Consider the following 18,686-nt stretch of genomic DNA (forward strand, 5'->3'; position numbering starts at 1 on the left):
AGGATCTTATTTGCCGGATCCGCGAGGTGGCGGCTAGAGATCCAGCCGCTAAAAACGTAGAATAGCCGGTCTTTAGTTAATCAATTGACGGGAGTTTAGAGTGACTGCTTCGCTATGGCAGCAGTGCCTTAACCGGCTGCAAGATGAGTTGCCCTCGGCAGAATTCAGCATGTGGATCCGGCCGCTTCAAGCGGAGTTGAGTGACAATACTCTGACCCTGTATGCACCGAATCGCTTTGTTCTGGACTGGGTACGAGACAAGTATCTCATCCGGGTTAACGGCATCATCAATGAACTCTGTGGGGTCGATGGCCCCACCCTGCGTTTTGATATAGGTAATCGTCCTCATCCCGTCGCGGTCGCAAGAGCGCCGGCGCGTGGTGCTGCGCCTGTGAATAACTTGCAGAAGAGCTGGGAAAGCAAGGCTGAAGCCAAGCCTGAGCCAAACCACAAGAGCAACACCAACGTGAACTATACCTTCGAGAACTTCGTCGAGGGCAAGTCCAACCAGTTGGCCCGCGCGGCTGCCCGTCAGGTAGCCGACAACCCGGGTGGCGCTTACAATCCGCTGTTCCTCTATGGCGGCACCGGCCTGGGCAAGACCCACCTGCTGCACGCCGTTGGCAACGCCATCAAGGAGCGCAAGAAGGACGCCAAAGTCATCTATATGCACTCCGAGCGGTTTGTGCAGGACATGGTGAAGGCGCTGCAGAATAACGCCATTGAAGAGTTCAAGCGTTATTACCGTAGCGTCGATGCCCTGCTCATCGATGACATCCAGTTTTTCGCCAACAAGGAGCGCTCCCAGGAGGAGTTCTTCCACACCTTCAACGCGCTGCTCGAAGGCAACCAGCAGATCATCCTGACCTCGGATCGCTATCCGAAGGAGATCAATGGTGTCGAGGATCGCCTCAAGTCCCGCTTCGGCTGGGGCCTGACGGTGGCGATCGAGCCGCCGGAGCTGGAGACCCGCGTCGCCATCCTGATGCGCAAGGCAGATGAGAACCAGATCCACCTGCCGGACGAAGTGGCCTTCTTCATCGCCAAGCGTCTGCGATCCAACGTCCGTGAACTGGAAGGCGCCCTCAACCGGGTGATCGCCAACGCCAACTTCACCGGTCGTGCCATCAACATAGATTTCGTGCGCGAAGCGCTGCGCGATCTACTGGCGCTGCAGGAGAAGCTGGTCACCATAGACAACATCCAGAAGACGGTGGCGGAGTACTACAAGATCAAGCTGGCGGATCTGCTGTCCAAACGCCGCTCACGCTCCGTTGCCCGTCCACGCCAGCTGGCGATGGCACTGGCCAAGGAGCTGACCAACCACAGTTTGCCGGAAATCGGGGATGCCTTTGGTGGCCGTGACCACACTACCGTTCTTCATGCCTGCCGCAAGATAGAGCAGCTGAAGGAGGAGAGCCACGACATCAAGGAAGATTATTCCAACCTGATCCGAACCCTTTCCTCCTGATAACAACGGTGAGTGGACAGATGCAGCGCGAATATTCCAACCTGATTCGAATCCTTTCGTCCCGATAACAACGGAGAGCACAGATGCAGCTCGAAATTAGCCGTGAGGCCCTGTTACGTCCTCTGCAACTGGTGTCCGGTGCCCTGGGTGGCCGGCCGACCCTGCCGATCCTCGGCAATGTCCTGCTTGATGTCAGCCAGGGTCTGCTGTCGCTGACCGGTACCGACCTGGAAGTTGAGATGATAGGTCAGGTCTATCTCAATAATGAGAGCCAGGATGGCCGCACCACAGTGCCAGCGCGCAAGCTGCTGGATATCTGCCGCGGCCTGCCGGAAGGGGCGGACATCCGCCTCAACACCGAAGGCGAGCGCCTGATCATCCGCTCCGGTCGTTCCCGCTTCAACCTGTCGACCCTGCCGGCCAGTGAATACCCGAATATCGAGGATTGGGAATCCGTGCTCGAATTCGACATAGGCCAGTTGGAGCTGAAGAAGCTGATCGATGCCACCCAGTTCTCCATGGCCAGCCAGGACGTGCGTTACTACCTGAACGGCATGCTGTTCGAGAGCGAGGGCCACGGCCTGCGTACCGTGGCGACCGACGGTCACCGTCTGGCCACCTGCCGTCGCGAGGTAGTGGAAGAATCGCTGCCCGATCATCAGGTCATCCTGCCCCGTAAAGGTGTGCTTGAGCTGGTGCGCCTGCTGGAAGCGGAAGACAAGCCGGTACGGCTGCAGATCGGTCGCAGCAACCTGCGCGCGGCGCTGGACGGCTTCATCTTCACCTCCAAGCTGGTGGATGGCCGCTTCCCGGATTGGCGTCGGGTTATCCCGCGCAACAGCGACAAGGCCCTGATCGCCGGTCGTGAGGATCTGCGCCAGGCGTTTGCCCGCGCGGCCATCCTCTCCAACGAGAAATTCCGTGGGGTGCGTCTCAATCTGCAGGAAAACCTGCTGCGCATTACCGCCAACAACCCGGAACAGGAAGAAGCCGAAGAGCTGCTTGACGTACAATACGAGGCCAGCGAGATGGAGATAGGTTTCAACGTCTCTTATGTGCTGGACGTGCTGAATACGTTAAAATGTGACCAAATTCGGATTAGCCTGAGCGATTCCATCAGCAGTGCCATTATTGAGGATTTTGATCATCAGGATGCTCAGTACGTGGTGATGCCGATGCGGATCTAGTCGTGGCCCTGGTCAAACTCCAGCTCAGCGACTTTCGCAATATCCAGCAGGCCAGTCTCAAGCTGTCCCCCGGCCTCAACATCCTGGTCGGGTGCAATGGCAGCGGCAAGACCAGCGTGCTGGAAGCCATTCACTACCTTGGTCTCGGTCGCTCCTTTCGCACTCACCTGACCGGGCGGGTCATCCGCCAGGGGGAGCGGGCCTTTACCCTGTTTGCCCAGTGCGAACTGGAGGGGCGTCAGGTGCCCATCGGTCTCGCCAAGGACAAGAGTGGCGAGACCCAGCTCAAGATCGCCGGGGCCCAGGCCCAGCGACTGGCCGATCTGGCCGAGCTGTTGCCGGTGCAGTTGATCCATCCCGATGGCTTCAACCTGCTGACGGGCGGGCCCCAGGCTCGCCGGGCCTGGCTGGATTGGGGCGTCTTCCATCAGGAACCGACCTTTTTCTCCCTGTGGGGACGAGTGCGGCGTCTGCTGAAACAGCGCAATGCGCTGCTGCGCCAGAGCACCCAGTATCGCCAGCTGGCGTTCTGGGATCAGGAGCTGGTGCGGCTCGGGGGTGAACTGGCCGAGTTTCGCGCCAGTTATTGTCAGGCCATTACGCCCCTGATCAAGGAGATGACGGCAGATTTTCTGCCGGAATTCGACATCAGTCTCGGTTTCTATCGGGGCTGGGAGAAAGAGACTCCCCTCGGCGACTTGCTGGAGGCGGGGTTTGAGCGGGATCGTTCGCTGGGTTACACAGGGGTAGGCCCACAGAAGGCCGATGTGCGACTCAAGGCGAACGGTGTGCCTGCTCAGGATATTTTGTCCAGGGGTCAGCTGAAGTTGTTGGTCTGTGCCATGCGACTGGCCCAAGGGCTCTATTTGAATCAACATAGCAGCCGTGGCTGTATTTTTTTAATTGACGATTTTGCCTCTGAACTGGATGTCGACAAGCGCCGCTTGCTGGCCGCAAGGCTGAAGCAGTGTGCGTCCCAGGTGTTTATCACCGCCATCGATACCGGTCAGCTCGCAGACATGATGGATGCGAATGACTGCAAGTTGTTCCACGTGGAACAAGGCAAGATCTCCGAAACGTTAGAGAAGGCAGAGAGTAAGCTATGAGTGAAAATACTTACGACTCCTCGAATATCAAGGTACTTAAGGGCCTGGATGCGGTCCGCAAGCGCCCGGGGATGTACATCGGCGATACGGATGATGGCTCAGGTCTGCACCACATGGTGTTTGAGGTCGTCGATAACTCCATTGACGAGGCTCTTGCTGGCTACTGCTCCGATATTCTGGTCAAGATCCATTCCGACGGTTCCGTCTCCGTGCGTGACAATGGCCGGGGTATCCCGGTAGACATGCACGAGGAGGAGGGCCGCTCCGCCGCAGAGGTCATCATGACCGTACTGCACGCCGGCGGTAAGTTCGATGACAACTCCTACAAGGTGTCCGGCGGCCTGCACGGCGTGGGCGTCTCAGTGGTTAACGCCCTTTCTGACAAGCTGTTGCTGACCATACGTCGCAACGGCCATGTCTACGAGCAGACCTATCACCTGGGTGAGCCGCAGGCGCCGCTCAAGCAGATCGGCGACAGCAGCAGCGGCACGGGTACCGAGGTGCGCTTCTGGCCGAGCCCGACCATCTTTACCGATACCCTGTATCACTACGAGATCCTGGCCAAGCGCCTGCGCGAGCTCTCCTTCCTCAACTCCGGTGTCTCCATTCGTCTGCAGGACGAGCGGGATGGCCGTGAGGTGCATTTCTGCTACGAGGGCGGTATCAAGGCGTTCGTTGAATATCTGAACCAGAACAAGACCCCGATCCATCCCAAGGTGTTCCACTTCTCCACCGAGCAGGACGGCATCGGTGTCGAAGTCGCCATGCAGTGGAACGATGCCTATCAGGAAGGGGTTTACTGCTTCACCAACAACATCCCGCAGCGGGATGGTGGTACTCACCTGGTGGGTTTCCGCACCGCGCTGACCCGTACCCTCAACACCTATATGGACAAAGAGGATTACAGCAAGAAGGCCAAGTCGGCCGCCAGTGGCGACGACGTGCGTGAAGGTCTGATTGCGGTCATCTCGGTCAAGGTGCCGGATCCCAAGTTCTCTTCCCAGACCAAGGACAAGCTGGTCTCTTCCGAAGTGAAGACCGCCGTTGAACAGGCGATGGGTGAGAAGCTCGGCGAGTTCCTGCTGGAAAACCCGGGCGATGCCAAGATAGTGGTCAACAAGATCATCGATGCGGCCCGTGCCCGTGAAGCGGCGCGCAAGGCGCGCGAACTGACCCGTCGCAAGGGTGCGCTGGACATCGCCGGCCTGCCCGGCAAGCTGGCAGACTGCCAGGAGAAAGACCCGGCCCTCTCCGAACTCTACATAGTGGAAGGGGACTCTGCTGGCGGCTCCGCCAAGCAGGGTCGCAACCGCAAGAACCAGGCTATCCTGCCGCTCAAGGGCAAGATCCTGAACGTGGAGAAGGCCCGTTTCGACAAGATGATCTCCTCGCAAGAGGTGGGCACCCTGATCACGGCCCTGGGCTGCGGCATAGGTCGTGACGAGTACAACCCGGACAAGCTGCGTTACCACAACATCATCATCATGACGGATGCGGACGTCGATGGTGCGCACATCCGTACCCTGTTGCTGACCTTCTTCTATCGTCAGATGCCGGAGATCATCGAGCGTGGCTACATCTACATAGCCCAGCCGCCCTTGTACAAGGTCAAGAAGGGCAAGCAGGAGCAGTATCTGAAAGACGAAGATGCGCTGCTGCAGTACCAGACCGCCATGGCGCTGGATGGTGCTACCCTGCACGTCAACGAATCTGCCCCGGCCATAGGTGGCGAGGCGCTGGAGCGTCTGGTCAACCAGCACCGTGCCGTGTCTCACCTGATCACCCGCATGTCCCGCCGGGCGCCGGATGCCGTATTGACCCAGCTGATCTATCAGCCTGAGTTGAACGAAACCCTGCTGGCCAGCGAGAGCGACCTGCTGGCCTGGTGTCAGGCAATGGAAGCCGTGCTCAACGAGAGCAACCACGGTATCCAGTACCAGATCCAGGTGCGTCGTGATGAAGAGCGCCGCCTGTTCGTGCCGCACGCCGTGGTACGTCAGCACGGGGTCGACCGTGAATACGCGATCAGCTACGACTTCCTGCAGTCCGGTGAGTACCGTCAGCTGGTTTCTCTCGGCAAGGAGATCGCCAACCTGATCGAGGAAGGCGGTTTCATCAAGCGTGGCGAGAAGGTCAAGCCGATTGCCAACTTCGTGGAAGCGGTCGACTGGCTGATGAGCGAAGGCAAGCGCGGCATCTACATCCAGCGCTATAAAGGGCTGGGCGAGATGAACCCGGACCAGCTGTGGGAAACCACCATGGATCCGGAAGCGCGTCGCATGCTGCGCGTCACCATAGACGACGCCGTTGGTGCCGACCAGCTCTTCTCCACCCTGATGGGTGATGCGGTCGAGCCTCGTCGTGACTTCATCGAGACCAACGCCCTGCGGGTCGCCAACCTCGACGTCTAATCGACCTAGTCAGTCAGACAGCAAAAAGCCGCTCCTTGTGAGCGGCTTTTTTACATCTGTCGTCAGCGAAATCAGAGCAATTTACTCATGATGACCAGATTGTGAGGAAGTTCAGTTCCATCCTCAGCGATGCGATGACGCAACGCCGGCACTATGTGGTGAATGGTCTGGAAGCCGAGTTTGGTATAGAAAGGCTCGGCTGTCTGGGTACCGAGATTAACCTCGCAAACCCCTTGCTGCATCAGGTACTCAAGCACTGTACTGGCCAGGAGAGTGCCGGTGCCGGCGGGTTGCCCCGGTTGCACGGCCACAGTGCCAATATAGGCATAACGCCGCTCTTCTTTAGTCCAGATAGACCCGGACATTCCACCCTGCGGCTCGCCATGCTCATCGCGCAGCATCAACACAAAGGTCGGTCGGATCTTGAGATCTTGCTCATTGACGGCCTCGACATAGAGCGTCTTGCCAGCCACATGAGTGCCGCATTGCACCCTGAAAATCGCGGTATGGTCGGGGCCTGCAGGCATGTGGACAGCTTCATGCCGATAACCGCGCTCGACCAGCGGGGCCTGTACTTGCAGGTAAGTGGTGAGTATCACCACCTCATTGATGAGGTGACCCTGTTGCTGCTGTTCCAGGATCAGCTGATCCAGATAATCGAGCGGTGCGGTGAGAAAGCTTGCTTCCGGGTAGTGGACGATCACGTCTGGGTTGAAGCCAAACTCCTGCTCGCGCAGTTGCAGCAGGGCGAATAGCGCCAACTGTTTCTCGCTCAGTTCATCAGGGGTGCTGTTGCCTGGTTGGTACAGTTCGAGCGAGCTATGTCGATTGGTCATTGTTTCTCCAGATAATAAGGCCCGAGGATGATAACACAGACAACAACGCTGTCGGTTGCCCGGATGCCGCCCGACGTTCCACGTGAAACACTGGCAGTTGAAAGGATGGGCGATCGGGCTGAGATAAAGAAAATGCCGAACTTAGCGGTTCGGCATTTTGCATGATGAGCGGATGGATACCTGGAGGCTTAGATTGGCTCGGGGGCCGGGCAGTAGAGGCGCAGACGATGGCCATCCGGATCGAGCGCCATGCCGGTGTAACCAAATTCCAGTCGGATCGGCGACTGGGTGATGGTGAGGCCGCGAGCCTGCCATTTCGCAAACTCGGCATCGACGCTGGCATCATCTGGCAGAGGGAAGGCCAGCTCCATGGCTCCGGCTCCTTGCGTGACCTTGGGCTCAACCGTGGCGCTGGACCAGAGCGCCAGCCTGGCGCCCGACTCGAACACGAACATGGCGAAGGTGGGGGATTCCTCCACCGGCGAGCGGCCAAACAGCTCGCGATAGAAGCGGGCGCTGCGAGCCGGATTGGCGACATAGAGGATGGTGAACTGGGGGACAAGCATGGTGACACTCCTTGTTTCGGGGATGGCGCATCTGCGCCGACCTCGTCAGCATGGCGCTGCCTGCTGTCAGTTTCTGTCAGCAATGAATTGTGGCTGCGGGATCTGCTGGGTAGCGCGCCACTCCTTGAGCAGGATAGCCCGGCTCCTGGGATAGCCTATCTCCTCCAGCTTCAGCCGGCTGATACGATCCACCCGGAAGTGGCGAAAGTCCTGCCGCAGCTCGCACCAGGCCACCAGGACCCGCACCTGCTCGAAATAGCCGAGGGCAAATGGCCAGACGGTGCGCTCGGAACTCGCTTCCCTCAGATCGCGATAGCTCAGGGTTACCTTGCGCTGTTGACGGATGGCACTGCGCAGGGGGGCCTCATCGGTGCAGGCGTCACTGCGGGATGAACCGATCAGCAGGGTGTTGGCGTGGAGCTGCTGGCGGTACTCGGTGGGCAGCACTGCCTCTATCTTGGCCAGCGCACTGCGGGCACCGGCACTCAGGGCGCTGTCGGCATGTTCGGCCACCCAGCGGGAGCCCAGCACTAGGGCTTCCAGCTCCTCTTCGCTGAACATCAGCGGTGGCAGCATGAAGCCGGGGCGCAGCACATAGCCGATACCGGGCTCACCCTCGATATGCGCCCCCTGGGATTGCAGGGTCGCTATGTCCCGGTAGAGGGTGCGCAGGCTGATGCCGAGCCGGCTGGCCAGCTCTGTGCCTGTGATGGCGTAACGGTGACCGCGCAACAGCTGGAGCAGGGCCAGCAGACGTTCGGAACGGGACATGGCATGGCTCCTTGGGATCTGCGGTTAGGGTGCCATGTTTGGGCGAGCCGGAACAGGGTGAGGTGAGGGGCTTACTCCCGGCTGCCACGAAAAGACCGCCGCCATTCGCTCGGCGAAACCTCGAAGCGGGCCCGAAAGTGCTGGCGCAGTGAGGTGGCTGTCTTGAAACCCACCAGTTCGGCGATGCGTTCCATGGGGTGGGTGCTGGCTTCCAGCAGCTCCTGGCAGCGCCTGAGCCGCTCGATCAGCAGCCACTCTCCGACGGAGAGGCCGGTGGCCTGATGAAAGCGGCGGGTAAAGGTGCGCCGACTCATCAGGCTGTGGGCCGCCAGGCTGTCGAGGGTATGCGGCTCCGGCAAGTGGGCTCGCAGGTGATCGAGCAGCTGGTTCATCCTGGCATCCCGGGTGGAGGCGGAGACCGGCTGCTGGATGAACTGGGCCTGGCCACCTTCCCGGTGGGGCGGGATCACCAGCCGTCGTGCCACCTGGTTGGCGATGGCACTGCCGTGGTGCTGGCGTACCAGATAGAGGCAACAATCCAGTCCGGCAGCTGTGCCAGCCGAGGTGACCAGCCCCTCATCATCCACATAGAGGGCGTTGGTATCGAGTCGCACGCAGGGAAAGCGGCGGAGGAAATCCTGCTCGTACTCCCAATGGGTCGAGGCCTTGCGTCCATTGAGCAAGCCGGCATAGGCGAGCACATAGGTGCCGAGGCAGAGTCCCACCACCTGGGCCCCTCTGGCATGAGCCGCCATCAGGGCATCCAGCAGTGGCTGGGCCGGGCGCTCGGCCGGGTCGCGCCAGAAGGGAATGACTATGATGTCCGCCTCGGCCAGGGCCTCCAGCCCATAAGGTGCCAGGATGCTGAATCCCTGTGACGAGTGCGAGCTGGCCTTGCCATCCCCGGCACAGAGTCTGAGTTCGAACAGGGGCTGACCCGGCAGTATGTCGCCGAAGATGAGGCAGGGCACTGAGCAGTGAAAGGGGCTGAAGTGGTCGAAGGCCACGACGGCAACTATCGGGATGGGCATGACGCTGGCCTCTTCTTTGCGCGATGAGCAACCATGATATGCGCTGGCAGCTGAAAGCCGAAGGATGGCCCCAGTTATCACAGCGAGATCATGTCGCCATCTTCCGGCACCCGCACCTGATCCGCCATGCCGTGCTCGGCCAGATAGTCGTGCAACTCCTTGCGTGACAGCACGGCATGATTGACCGCCTCCATGTGGCTGGCAATCAGGGTGGCCTGTGGCGCGGCCTGATAGACGGCCCGCACATCCTCCTTGCCCATGATGATGGAGCCCAGCCCCGGCACCTGGGCATCGCCACAGTTGAGGATGATCACCTCAGGCCCGTGTTGTCGCAGGCTCTGTGCGACCATTTCGTTCCAGACGGTATCACCCGCCAGATAGAGGGTTTTCTCTTGCGGGTGGGAGAAGACCACACCGCACACCTCACCCAGCCGCTCGGCCAACACCGCCATGACCTGATCGTTGCCGTGTTGCCCCTCGGTCTGCTGCAGGCGGATGCCGGCAAATTCGGCCTGCTCGCTCAGCAGGCGCACATCCTTGAAGCCACTGGCGCAGATGGTGTCGGCATCTTTCTGATGTTGCACAAACAGCGGGAGATGCTTGGGGATCTGCTGCTGAGCGACCGGGTCCCAGTGGTCCAGGTGATCGTGGGTGACGATCACCGCATCCACATCGAGTATCTCCGCCAGGGGCAGAGGCAGCTCGACCAGCGGGTTGCGCAGGTGGCTGTTGGCTGTTCCGGCGAAGGCGGGCAGCGTGCCCTTTGCTGCCAGCATGGGGTCGATCAGAAAGCGGGTGCCGGCGTAGTCGATCAGCAGGGTGGCGTTGCGAACCTGGGTAATCTGCATTGTGTAGCTCCGTGATAGTGGCGAGGTGTGCAACCAGTATGACGGGGGATGCGGGGAGCCATGAGTGGCCCGCGGGTCGATTATCGATCCTATCGGGCCAGCTGAACGATACAGTTGTGCGTCGGACAAACTCGAAAAATTTCTTTGATTCTCGCCCTTGAAAGCAAAAAGCCGGGCCCTATATAGGTAACAAGGCCGGAACGCTCGGCAGAGGTTTCGACCAGACGCCCGTCCGACAGGAGGGCAAACCATCCGTTATCGCTCACAAGAGGGTAATACTATGCGTTCTATCGACTTTTCTCCGCTCTATCGTTCTGCCATCGGTTTCGATCGTCTGGCCAATCTTATCGAATCTGCGGCCAGCAATGGCAATGCCGGATATCCCCCCTACAACATAGAGCAGCTGGGTGACAACGACTACCGTATCAGCATGGCGGTGGCGGGCTTTACCCAGGAAGAGCTGGAGTTGAGCTTTCAGGAAAACCTGCTGACGGTGAAAGGCAGCAAGCAGGCCGAGACCGACCGCAACTACCTGTATCAGGGCATAGCCGAGCGGGGTTTCGAGCGTCGCTTCCAGTTGGCCGATTATGTGCGGGTGAAGGGCGCCGACCTGAAGAACGGCCTGCTGCACGTCGAGCTGGTGCGTGAAGTGCCCGAGGCGATGAAGCCGCGCAAGATCGAGATCAACGGCTGACGCCAGACCTCGCCACACATTTTACCAAGCTTCCCGGGTGCCGATGGCGGGCCCGTGGAAATTGAAACCTGTTGCTTATTAGAAGGATAGGATTATGCGTAACCTCGATTTTTCTCATCTCCATTCCAATGCCGTCGGCTTCGAGCGGATGGCCCGTGAGCTGGAAGGCCTGTTTGACCAGAAGGCGGTGGCCTATCCCCCTTACAACATCGAAAAGCGCGATCACGACGGCTATCGCATCACGGTCGCGGTGGCCGGTTTCGAGCGCGAAGAGCTGGAACTGGAGACCGAAAACGGCACCCTCAAGGTGAAGGGGCGCAAGGCAGCCTCTGATGAACGCCAGTTCCTCCATCAGGGCATTGCCGAGCGTGACTTCGAGCTGGCCTTCAAGTTGAGCCAGCACGTGGAGGTGCAGGGCGCCAGGCTAGAGCATGGTCTGCTGACCATAGATCTGGCTCGCGAACTGCCGGAGGCACTCAAGCCTCGCGCCATCCCCATCGGCAAAGCCGAGCCGCTGGCGCTGCCCAACTAAGCCATGAGAAATCAAAAAGGCCTGCGATTGCAGGCCTTTTTGTTTTTGGTTCGCAGGTCAGTTGCTGCCGTAGAGGTCGTTGATCTCGTCCGCCAGTATGGCGATGCCACGGCGCACCAGCTCCTCGCTCTGGGAGTAGTTGAGGCGGATGCACTCCTGGCTGTGGCGCCACTTGGGGTCGTCGATGCCGGGGAAGAAGTAGTGCCCCGGCACTATCAGCAGGTTCTTCGCCTTCAACCGCTCATAAAGTTCCTGGCAGTGAATGGGCAGATCTTCGAACCAGAGCCAGAGGAAGAGGGCGCCTTCCGGCTTGTGGATGTGGAAGCGCGGATCCGGGATCGCCTCACGCAGCAGCCGTACCGCCAGCTCGGCCTTCTGCCGGTAGAAGGGTTTCACCACCTGCTCGCTCAGGGTGATGATCTCGCCACTTTCGATCATTGGGATGGTGATGGCGGGTCCCAGGCTGCCCGGCGCCAGGTTGATGATGCCGCTCAGGTTGGTGATGGCCTGAATGATCTTCTCGTCGGCGATGACGATGCCGCAGCGGGTGCCCGGCAGTCCCAGCTTGGAGAGGCTCATGCAGAGGATGGTGTTGGCGTTCCAGAACGGCTTGGCCTCGCTGAAGATGATGCCAGGGAAGGGCACGCCGTAGGCGTTGTCGATCAACAGCGGAATGCCCTTGTCGCGGGCTATCTGATCCAGATGCTCTATCTCGTCATCGGTCAGCACGTTGCCAGTCGGGTTGGTCGGACGGGAGACGCAGATCACCCCTATATCGTCGCCCACCTGCAGGCTCTCGAAATCCACGTGGTATTTGAACTGGCCATCGGGCAGCTTCTCCATGGTGGGTTTGTACGCCACGAAGTAGTCATCGGTGAGGGCAGAGTCGGCGTAGCCGATATATTCGGGGGCCAGCGGGAACAGCACCTTCTTCTTGCGGCCATCGGCGAACTCGCCGGCCAGCAGGTTGAACAGGTAGAAGAAGGCATTCTGGCTGCCGTTGGTCAGGGCGATATTGCGAGAGGTGATATCCCAGCCGAGCTCCTTGCTGAGCAGGGCGGCCAGCGCCTTGGTGAACCTGTCCTTGCCTTGGGGGCCGTCGTAGTTGGCCATGGCTTTGACCAGTTCGCCATTGTCGAGCAGGTTTTTGGCTTCGGTTTGAAAACGCTCCAGCATGGCGGGGATGGGGGCCGGATTGCCGCCACCCAGCATGATGGCGTCCGGATTGGTCAGCCCCTGATTAAGGTCATCCATGAGTTGGGTAATGCCGGCGTGGCGAGTGAACTTCTCGCCGAACAAGGAAAATTCCATTCGGTGACGGATCCAGAGTCAGTTACGGGGATGTAGCACCATAGCTCAGTTTAAAAGCGGGTGTCGATCAAAATAACGGGACGTTCCACGTGGAACATGACCCGGGAATACGCCGTGGTAAAAAATACCATTTATGGGTTTAAAAATGACCACATTGCTACCCAGATAAGACAAAAATGGGGGCTTTTAACTGATTAATTCAAGCAAAATCATCTAGTTATAAATATGGCACAAGTATTGGAATAGCTATCAGGTCATCTCAACCATACCGGAGCACACCAGATGAAAACCCTGATCGCCACCCTGATAATGAGCACACTGAGCCTGAATGTGATGGCAACTGAAAACCCCAGACCCGAGCTGGATACCGCCCAGCTGGATCAGGCTATCCTGGCTCAGCAGCAGGAGGCATCCCATGCCGTGGTACTGGATGCCATCAGCAACCTCAAGCCACTGGCACTGGATACCCTGGTGGTGGAGGTGAGTTCGGCCGATGCGACTCACCCCGGGAGTTGAGATGGCGCAGGGGAGTCTGCCCCGTATGCTGTCTGAAGAAGCTGATGAAGGCGCTGTCGCTGGAGAACTCCAGCGAAGCGGCCACCCGGCTGATGGGCACGTCTTCGGCCAGCAGTTCCATGGCGCGCAACAGACGCCACTGCTGGCGCCAGGCCTGATAGCTCATGCCTGTGTCTCGCATGAAGATACGGCCTATGGTCTTGTCACTGGCACCCACCCGTCCGGCCAGCCGGTTGAGCCGATCGGGCAGGGTGTCACCCCGTTCTACCTCCTGCAACCAGGCCGTCAGGCGCGGGTCTGCCGGTAGCGGCAGTTGCCAGGATTCCCGCGGCGCTTGCGCCAGCTCCTCCATGAACAGCGCCAGCATCCGGCTCTGCTCCACCTCCGGTTTCTCCCATGGCCAGAGTGCCATTCGTTCTATGATCTCCCGCAGCAACGGGTTGACCGCCATCACCTGCACACTGGCTGGCAGCTCGGGTTGTGGCCGGAAGTAGAGGGAGCGATAGGCCACCACACCGCGCATCAGTACTCTGTGAGGAGTGCCCGCCGGCAGCCAGGCTGCCCGGCTGGGTGGCAGCAGACAGACCTGGTTCGCCAGCTCTATGCTCATGCAGCCCGCCTGGGCAAACAGCAGCTGATGGCGCTGATGCTGATGCAGGCCCGAGTCATGCCAGCCGAGTGCGGAGGCAATGCCGATCACGCTGCCAGCCAGGCTGTCCGGGTCAAAAGGGTGATCGGGGAGAATAAAGGCCATGTGTCCGATTATTGATGTTTATAGTCCTGCTTATTGTAATCGGACAGTCGGCATCTCTCTAGAATAACGACCTCTTGTGAAGGAGGTTTGTCATGAACAACAAGTTGCCACCGCTCTGGCTGGTGGTCGGATTGATGATGTTTCCCCAGATAGTGGAGACCATCTACAGCCCTGTGCTGACGCATATCGCCAGCCAGTTCAGGGTAAGCGACGGGCAGGCATCCCAGACCCTGTCGGTCTATTTTCTGGCGTTTGCGGTGGGCGTGGTCTGTTGGGGGCGGCTCTGCGATCTGATCGGGCGACGCCCCGCCATGCTGGCGGGTCTGTTCACTTACGGGCTCGGCACCTTGCTGGCACTGCTGGCCAACCAGTTCGAGGTGTTGCTGCTGGCCCGGGTCATCTCGGCCTTTGGGGCCGCCGTGGGATCCGTGGTGACCCAGACCATGCTGCGCGACAGCTATCAGGGCAGCGATCTGGCTCGCGTCTTCTCGGTCATGGGGGTCGCGCTATCACTCAGCCCCGTGCTGGGGCTGGTGAGCGGCGGCCTGCTGGCCGAGCAGTTTGGCTATCTCGGTGTCTTCAGCGGCTTGCTGGTGCTGGCCCTGATGCTGGGGGGGATCGCCGGCTGGCGGCTGCCGGAAACCCGTCCCGTGATGACCAGTCGGGTTGCCCTCTGGCCATTGGCATGCCGCATGGTGCGGGATGGCGGACTCTGGCGCAGCGCCCTGCTGGTCGCCCTGTTCAATACCATGCTGTTTGGCTACTACAGCCTAGCGCCGTTTCTGTTTGCCGGATTGGGATTGAATGCCAGCGAGTTTGGCTATTCCGGCCTGGCGTTGGCGCTGGCGACCCTGATCGGTAGCCTGCTGAACCGGCGTTTGCTGGGGGCGGGCTGGTTGCCATCAGCACTGATCCGGCTGGCCTCTGTGCTGGCGCTGGGGGCTGGGGTTGCCGTGTGGGCGAGCCAGGATTCGCTCTGGTTCCTGCTGCCCATGATGGGAGTCGTGGTGGCCTTTGGCATCGCCATTCCCAATGTGTTGAGTCAGGCCTTGCTGTCTTATCGGGAGGTAGCAGGCAGTGCCGGTGCCCTGTTCGGACTGGCCTACTACCTGCTGCTCAGCCTGGGATTGGCGCTGGCGGCCGCTTTGCAGGATCTGGGTCTGCTGCTCCTTGGCTGCGGCCTGCTGGCCGTACTGTGCAGCGGCCGGCGTTCCACGTGAAACATCAGCTGCCGATAAAACGGTAGCCGATGCCGGATTCGGTTTCGATCAGACTGGGTTGCTGGGGGTTATCTCCCAACTTCTTGCGCAGGCTGGCGATGACGATGCGCAGGTAGTGGGTATCTTCCTTGTGGCTCGGGCCCCAGATGTCGTTGAGCAGCTGGGTCTGCATCACCAGCTTGCCGGGGTGGCACACCAGCGCCTGCAGCAGGGCGAACTCCTTGCGAGACAGGGGGATCTCTTCCTCCTTCATGGTCACCTTGTGGCTGCTGGCGTCCAGGGTCAGGCCGCATTGCGGGAAGTGGCGGCATTCGCCGCTGCTGACCCCGGCTCGCTGGCGCAGCAAGACGCGGATGCGGGCCATCATCTCCCCAATGCCGAACGGCTTGCTCATGTAGTCGTTGGCGCCCGCGTCCAGCAACCGCACCTTCTCCTGCTCCGAATCCCGCGCCGACAGCACCAGTACCGGGTGCTGGTGGTGCTCACGAATCGTCTGCAGTATCTGGATGCCGTCTCCGTCCGGCAGGCCGAGATCCAGGATCACCAGATCGGGATTGAGGTGGCGATACTGCTCCAATCCCTCATTGACGCCCACCGCCTCGCTGACCTGATGGCCCTCGGCGATCAGGCTGATCCGCAGAAAGCGGCGGATCGCCGCTTCATCATCAATGACCAGGATATGAGCCATCTAGCCTCCAGTGGCGAATGTTGGGGAGGGAACTGGCGATGGCAGCATGCACTCTCTGTAGCCCCCATGACAAAGGATGGGATCCATCATACCTCCGGTGAGTTGAGGGTGAGCGGCAGTGAGATGCGCATGCAGGTGCCGTTGCCGTTGGGGCCGGAAAATGCCCAGATGCGGCCGCCATGAGCCTCTATCATAGCGCGGGAAATGGCGAGGCCAAGCCCGGTGCCGCGACTGCCGCAATCACCGACCGGCTGGGTGTAGAACAGATTGAAGATCTTGTCCCGATCCGACTCGGCGATGCCGACCCCGATGTCGATGATGTCGATGATGAGATCCGGATCCGCCAGCATCACCTTGAACTCTATGGGGGTGCCGGCCGGCGAGTAGCGGGAGGCGTTGTCGAGGATATTGACCAGCACCTGCTCGATCAGGGCGCCGTGCACGTAGAGCTGGGGGATCTGCTGATCGAAGTGCACCAGCAGCTTGTGCTGGCGCCAGGAGGATTCCAGCCGCTTGCGGGCGCTCTCCACCAGATCCGCCAGGTCGACCCAGTCCCGCTTCAACTGGAAGTCCGGCGAGCCTATGCGGGTCATGTCCAGCAGGTTCTGCACATAGCTGTGCAGGCGGCGCGCCTCGTCCTGTACCGAATGGAGCAGTTCGTTGCGATCCTCTGCGCTGATCCGATCACCGTATTCCAGCAAGGTGCTGCCGGCCCCCATTATGGTCGCCAGCGGCGTCTTCAGATCGTGGGAAACCGACGAGAGCAGGGCGGCGCGCATCCGATCCGTCTCCGCCTGCAGCTGGCTGTCGGCCAGCCGCTCGTTGAGATCGATCCTGGCCAGGGCGGCGCGGATATCGGTGAGCAGGGCCTGCAGCTGATGTTCGGCCGAGGAGGCGAGCGGGTTGGACAATCGAATGCCGAGCACCAGATCATCGGTGAGATGGTGATATTGCGCCTCGGCGGCATTGAGGGTAGCCGTGTGGGCCCCCGCGCTCTGCTTCTGGGCCAGGCACCAGTCGATGGCCGCCTTGTCGGTCTGCCCGGGTCTGTGCTGCGCCGATCCCGCCCTGTGCTGATAATCCTGGTCGAGGGCAAAGACGGGCTGGGTCAGGGCCAGAGAGATGGCCTGGGTGCCTTGCCTGAGCACCTCTTCCGGGCTGCTGGCGGTGGCCAGCCCCTGGCTCAGCGACAGCAGGGCATTGCCGAGCTGCTGGGTCTCGCGCAGGCCGATCAGCTGTTGCCGCTGGCGGGAGGCGAGTCGTCCCGCCGTCATGCCGACGATGAGCAGCACGAACAGGGTGAGCAGGTCGCTGTGGCTGGCCACGTTCAGGGAGAAGTAGGGGGCGGTGAACAGCAGATTGTGAGCGACGAAGCCCAGCACGGCCGCCAGTATGGCGGGCACCAGACTGGTGGTGAGCGCCGTGGCCAGCACCCCCAGCACGAACAGCAGTGGCAGGGAGGCGGGCGGCAGCCAGTGGGAGAGCCCCCAGGCGGTGGCCGAGGTCACCGCCATTATGGTGATGGCCAGCAGGCTCTGGCGAATATCCTTGGGGTGGAGTGGTTGCAACCCCAGGCCTGGCTTGCGTTTCTCCGTGTCCACCAAGGTGATTTCGAGCCCCTGCGCCTGCTTGAGCAGGTGTTGCACCAGGGAGCGGCGCCAGGGGGCCTTGTGGGGTTTGCCGAGCAGCAGCTGCGAGACCTGTTGCTGTTCGGCGGTTTCCAGCAGGGTGCTGGCCACCGCCGGGCTGGAGAGGGTCAGCACCTTGGCACCTAGGTGGGAGGCCAGCGCCAGCGCCTGCTCCAGCTCGGCGGAGCGTTGCCCCTTGCTGTCGATGTGCACCACCAGCCAGGGCAGCTGGCGGCGCTGGGCGAAGCGGTGGCCGTAGCGCACCAGCGCCGAGCCGTGCTGATCGCCGAGGCAGACCATCAGCTTGCCCCGCAGCGGCAGCGTGGCCTTGCCCGCAGCCTGCCACTGCAGTTGCAGATCCCCCTCCACGTGGCTGGCGGCGGTCTGCATCGCCAGCTCGCGCAGGGCGGTCAGGTTGTTGAGGGAGAAGAAGGATTGCAGGGCGGCCTTGGCCTGATGGGGCACATAGACCTTGCCCTCCTTGAGCCGGCCGAGCAGCTCCTTGGGGGGCAGGTCTATCAGTATGATGCTGTCCGCCTCCAGCAGCACCTGATCCGGCAGTGTCTCCTTGACCCTGACCCCTGTCAGTTGCCACACCAGATCGTTGAGGCTCTCCAGGTGCTGCACGTTGAGGGTGGAGTAGACGTCGATGCCGGCACCGAGCAGCTCCTCCACATCCTGCCAGCGTTTCTCGTGACGGCTGCCCGGCGCGTTGCTGTGGGCCAGCTCATCCACCACCACTATGGCGGGTTTGCGTTCGAGCAGCGCATCCAGATCCATCTCCTCCAGCCGTTGCTGGCGGTGGAGATGGATCTGGCGCGGCTGGATGGCGAGCTTGTCGAGCAGGGCCAGGGTCTCCTGACGGCCATGGGTTTCTACCACGCCGATCAGGATGTCGACCCCTTCCCGTGCCTGTTCCCGCACGGCTTGCAGCATGGCGTAGGTCTTGCCTACGCCGGGGGCGGCGCCGAGAAAGACCTTCAGCTTGCCCTTGTGTTCCTGCTCCAGGCTCGCCAACAAGGCATCGGCCCGCACCTCGTCACGCATTTCCGTACTCCTGCTTCAGGCTTGCCAACAAGGCGCCAGCCGTTACCTCGTCATGCATTTCCGTACTCC

Annotated in this window: 17 protein-coding genes; 8 read left to right on the top strand and 9 right to left on the bottom strand. The window is 60.7% G+C overall.

Annotation, left to right across the window (positions count from 1 at the left end):
- The first annotated feature begins 100 nt into the window (after nucleotides 1-100).
- From dnaA to gyrB, 4 genes are all read left to right on the top strand, one after another.
- Nucleotides 101-1,471: a chromosomal replication initiator protein DnaA gene (gene dnaA, locus IU367_RS00005; protein ID WP_043135284.1), complete on the top strand. Its 1,371-nt coding sequence runs from the start codon at nucleotides 101-103 to the stop codon at nucleotides 1,469-1,471.
- Nucleotides 1,472-1,554: 83 nt separating this feature from the next.
- Nucleotides 1,555-2,658, top strand: a complete 1,104-nt coding sequence (gene dnaN, locus IU367_RS00010) for a DNA polymerase III subunit beta (RefSeq protein ID WP_005319542.1) — start codon at nucleotides 1,555-1,557, stop codon at nucleotides 2,656-2,658.
- 2 nt (nucleotides 2,659-2,660) lie between these two features.
- Complete coding sequence (recF, locus tag IU367_RS00015; RefSeq protein ID WP_103472781.1) at nucleotides 2,661-3,764, top strand: DNA replication/repair protein RecF; 1,104 nt, start codon at nucleotides 2,661-2,663, stop codon at nucleotides 3,762-3,764.
- Nucleotides 3,761-6,175, top strand: coding sequence for a DNA topoisomerase (ATP-hydrolyzing) subunit B (gyrB, locus tag IU367_RS00020; RefSeq protein ID WP_043135282.1), 2,415 nt, complete (start codon nucleotides 3,761-3,763; stop codon nucleotides 6,173-6,175). Before recF ends, gyrB begins: the two co-directional genes overlap by 4 nt.
- Nucleotides 6,176-6,246: 71 nt before the next feature.
- Here the strand turns inward: gyrB and IU367_RS00025 are convergent, their stop codons facing one another.
- The 5 genes from IU367_RS00025 to IU367_RS00045 form a co-directional block, all read right to left on the bottom strand.
- On the bottom strand, nucleotides 6,247-7,011 hold the full coding sequence (locus tag IU367_RS00025; protein WP_274453111.1) for a GNAT family N-acetyltransferase: 765 nt from the start codon (nucleotides 7,009-7,011) through the stop codon (nucleotides 6,247-6,249).
- 188 nt (nucleotides 7,012-7,199) lie between these two features.
- Nucleotides 7,200-7,577, bottom strand: a complete 378-nt coding sequence (locus IU367_RS00030; RefSeq protein WP_274453112.1) for a VOC family protein — start codon at nucleotides 7,575-7,577, stop codon at nucleotides 7,200-7,202.
- A gap of 66 nt (nucleotides 7,578-7,643) precedes the next feature.
- Complete coding sequence (locus tag IU367_RS00035; protein WP_274453113.1) at nucleotides 7,644-8,348, bottom strand: helix-turn-helix transcriptional regulator; 705 nt, start codon at nucleotides 8,346-8,348, stop codon at nucleotides 7,644-7,646.
- 71 nt (nucleotides 8,349-8,419) lie between these two features.
- Nucleotides 8,420-9,379 (bottom strand): helix-turn-helix domain-containing protein, encoded by a 960-nt coding sequence (locus IU367_RS00040; protein ID WP_274453114.1) that lies wholly within the window; start codon nucleotides 9,377-9,379, stop codon nucleotides 8,420-8,422.
- 77 nt (nucleotides 9,380-9,456) lie between these two features.
- Nucleotides 9,457-10,227 carry an MBL fold metallo-hydrolase gene (locus tag IU367_RS00045; RefSeq protein WP_274453115.1) on the bottom strand — a complete coding sequence of 257 codons (771 nt, stop codon included), beginning with the start codon at nucleotides 10,225-10,227 and terminating at the stop codon, nucleotides 9,457-9,459.
- A gap of 280 nt (nucleotides 10,228-10,507) precedes the next feature.
- Here IU367_RS00045 and IU367_RS00050 point away from each other — a divergent pair, with 280 nt between their 5' ends.
- Together IU367_RS00050 and IU367_RS00055 are read left to right on the top strand one after the other, a co-directional pair.
- Complete coding sequence (locus tag IU367_RS00050) at nucleotides 10,508-10,921, top strand: Hsp20 family protein (protein ID WP_042873533.1); 414 nt, start codon at nucleotides 10,508-10,510, stop codon at nucleotides 10,919-10,921.
- Between the two features lie 94 nt (nucleotides 10,922-11,015).
- Nucleotides 11,016-11,453 carry an Hsp20 family protein gene (locus tag IU367_RS00055; RefSeq protein ID WP_043557342.1) on the top strand — a complete coding sequence of 146 codons (438 nt, stop codon included), beginning with the start codon at nucleotides 11,016-11,018 and terminating at the stop codon, nucleotides 11,451-11,453.
- Nucleotides 11,454-11,510: 57 nt separating this feature from the next.
- Here IU367_RS00055 and IU367_RS00060 read toward each other — a convergent pair whose 3' ends face one another.
- Nucleotides 11,511-12,764, bottom strand: a complete 1,254-nt coding sequence (locus tag IU367_RS00060) for a valine--pyruvate transaminase (protein ID WP_042873536.1) — start codon at nucleotides 12,762-12,764, stop codon at nucleotides 11,511-11,513.
- Between the two features lie 282 nt (nucleotides 12,765-13,046).
- On the opposite strand from IU367_RS00060, the gene IU367_RS00065 reads away from it, so the two are divergent.
- Nucleotides 13,047-13,280 (top strand): hypothetical protein, encoded by a 234-nt coding sequence (locus IU367_RS00065; RefSeq protein ID WP_084214192.1) that lies wholly within the window; start codon nucleotides 13,047-13,049, stop codon nucleotides 13,278-13,280.
- Here the strand turns inward: IU367_RS00065 and IU367_RS00070 are convergent.
- Nucleotides 13,210-14,034, bottom strand: coding sequence for an AraC family transcriptional regulator (locus IU367_RS00070; RefSeq protein ID WP_274453117.1), 825 nt, complete (start codon nucleotides 14,032-14,034; stop codon nucleotides 13,210-13,212). The genes IU367_RS00065 and IU367_RS00070 overlap by 71 nt on opposite strands.
- A 92-nt stretch (nucleotides 14,035-14,126) precedes the next feature.
- On the opposite strand from IU367_RS00070, the gene IU367_RS00075 reads away from it, so the two are divergent.
- Nucleotides 14,127-15,254 carry a multidrug effflux MFS transporter gene (locus tag IU367_RS00075; protein ID WP_274453118.1) on the top strand — a complete coding sequence of 376 codons (1,128 nt, stop codon included), beginning with the start codon at nucleotides 14,127-14,129 and terminating at the stop codon, nucleotides 15,252-15,254.
- Nucleotides 15,255-15,258: 4 nt separating this feature from the next.
- On the opposite strand, the gene IU367_RS00080 is transcribed toward IU367_RS00075, so the two are convergent.
- Nucleotides 15,259-15,942, bottom strand: a complete 684-nt coding sequence (locus tag IU367_RS00080; RefSeq protein ID WP_043557347.1) for a response regulator — start codon at nucleotides 15,940-15,942, stop codon at nucleotides 15,259-15,261.
- Between the two features lie 86 nt (nucleotides 15,943-16,028).
- On the bottom strand, nucleotides 16,029-18,617 hold the full coding sequence (locus IU367_RS00085; protein WP_103472789.1) for a sensor histidine kinase: 2,589 nt from the start codon (nucleotides 18,615-18,617) through the stop codon (nucleotides 16,029-16,031).
- Between the last annotated feature and the right edge of the window lie 69 nt (nucleotides 18,618-18,686).

It is taken from the genome of Aeromonas bestiarum (assembly GCF_028751155.1).
Lineage (GTDB): Bacteria > Pseudomonadota > Gammaproteobacteria > Enterobacterales > Aeromonadaceae > Aeromonas > Aeromonas bestiarum.

Coding starts and splice junctions, on each gene's coding strand:
- dnaN (WP_005319542.1), top strand. CDS start 1,555: ATGCAGCTCGAAATTAGCCGTGAGGCCCTGTTACGTCCTCTGCAACTG.
- gyrB (WP_043135282.1), top strand. CDS start 3,761: ATGAGTGAAAATACTTACGACTCCTCGAATATCAAGGTACTTAAGGGC.
- IU367_RS00025 (WP_274453111.1), bottom strand. CDS start 7,011: ATGACCAATCGACATAGCTCGCTCGAACTGTACCAACCAGGCAACAGC.
- IU367_RS00030 (WP_274453112.1), bottom strand. CDS start 7,577: ATGCTTGTCCCCCAGTTCACCATCCTCTATGTCGCCAATCCGGCTCGC.
- IU367_RS00035 (WP_274453113.1), bottom strand. CDS start 8,348: ATGTCCCGTTCCGAACGTCTGCTGGCCCTGCTCCAGCTGTTGCGCGGT.
- IU367_RS00040 (WP_274453114.1), bottom strand. CDS start 9,379: ATGCCCATCCCGATAGTTGCCGTCGTGGCCTTCGACCACTTCAGCCCC.
- IU367_RS00045 (WP_274453115.1), bottom strand. CDS start 10,227: ATGCAGATTACCCAGGTTCGCAACGCCACCCTGCTGATCGACTACGCC.
- IU367_RS00050 (WP_042873533.1), top strand. CDS start 10,508: ATGCGTTCTATCGACTTTTCTCCGCTCTATCGTTCTGCCATCGGTTTC.
- IU367_RS00055 (WP_043557342.1), top strand. CDS start 11,016: ATGCGTAACCTCGATTTTTCTCATCTCCATTCCAATGCCGTCGGCTTC.
- IU367_RS00060 (WP_042873536.1), bottom strand. CDS start 12,764: ATGGAATTTTCCTTGTTCGGCGAGAAGTTCACTCGCCACGCCGGCATT.
- IU367_RS00065 (WP_084214192.1), top strand. CDS start 13,047: ATGAAAACCCTGATCGCCACCCTGATAATGAGCACACTGAGCCTGAAT.
- IU367_RS00070 (WP_274453117.1), bottom strand. CDS start 14,034: ATGGCCTTTATTCTCCCCGATCACCCTTTTGACCCGGACAGCCTGGCT.
- IU367_RS00075 (WP_274453118.1), top strand. CDS start 14,127: ATGAACAACAAGTTGCCACCGCTCTGGCTGGTGGTCGGATTGATGATG.
- IU367_RS00080 (WP_043557347.1), bottom strand. CDS start 15,942: ATGGCTCATATCCTGGTCATTGATGATGAAGCGGCGATCCGCCGCTTT.
- IU367_RS00085 (WP_103472789.1), bottom strand. CDS start 18,617: ATGCGTGACGAGGTGCGGGCCGATGCCTTGTTGGCGAGCCTGGAGCAG.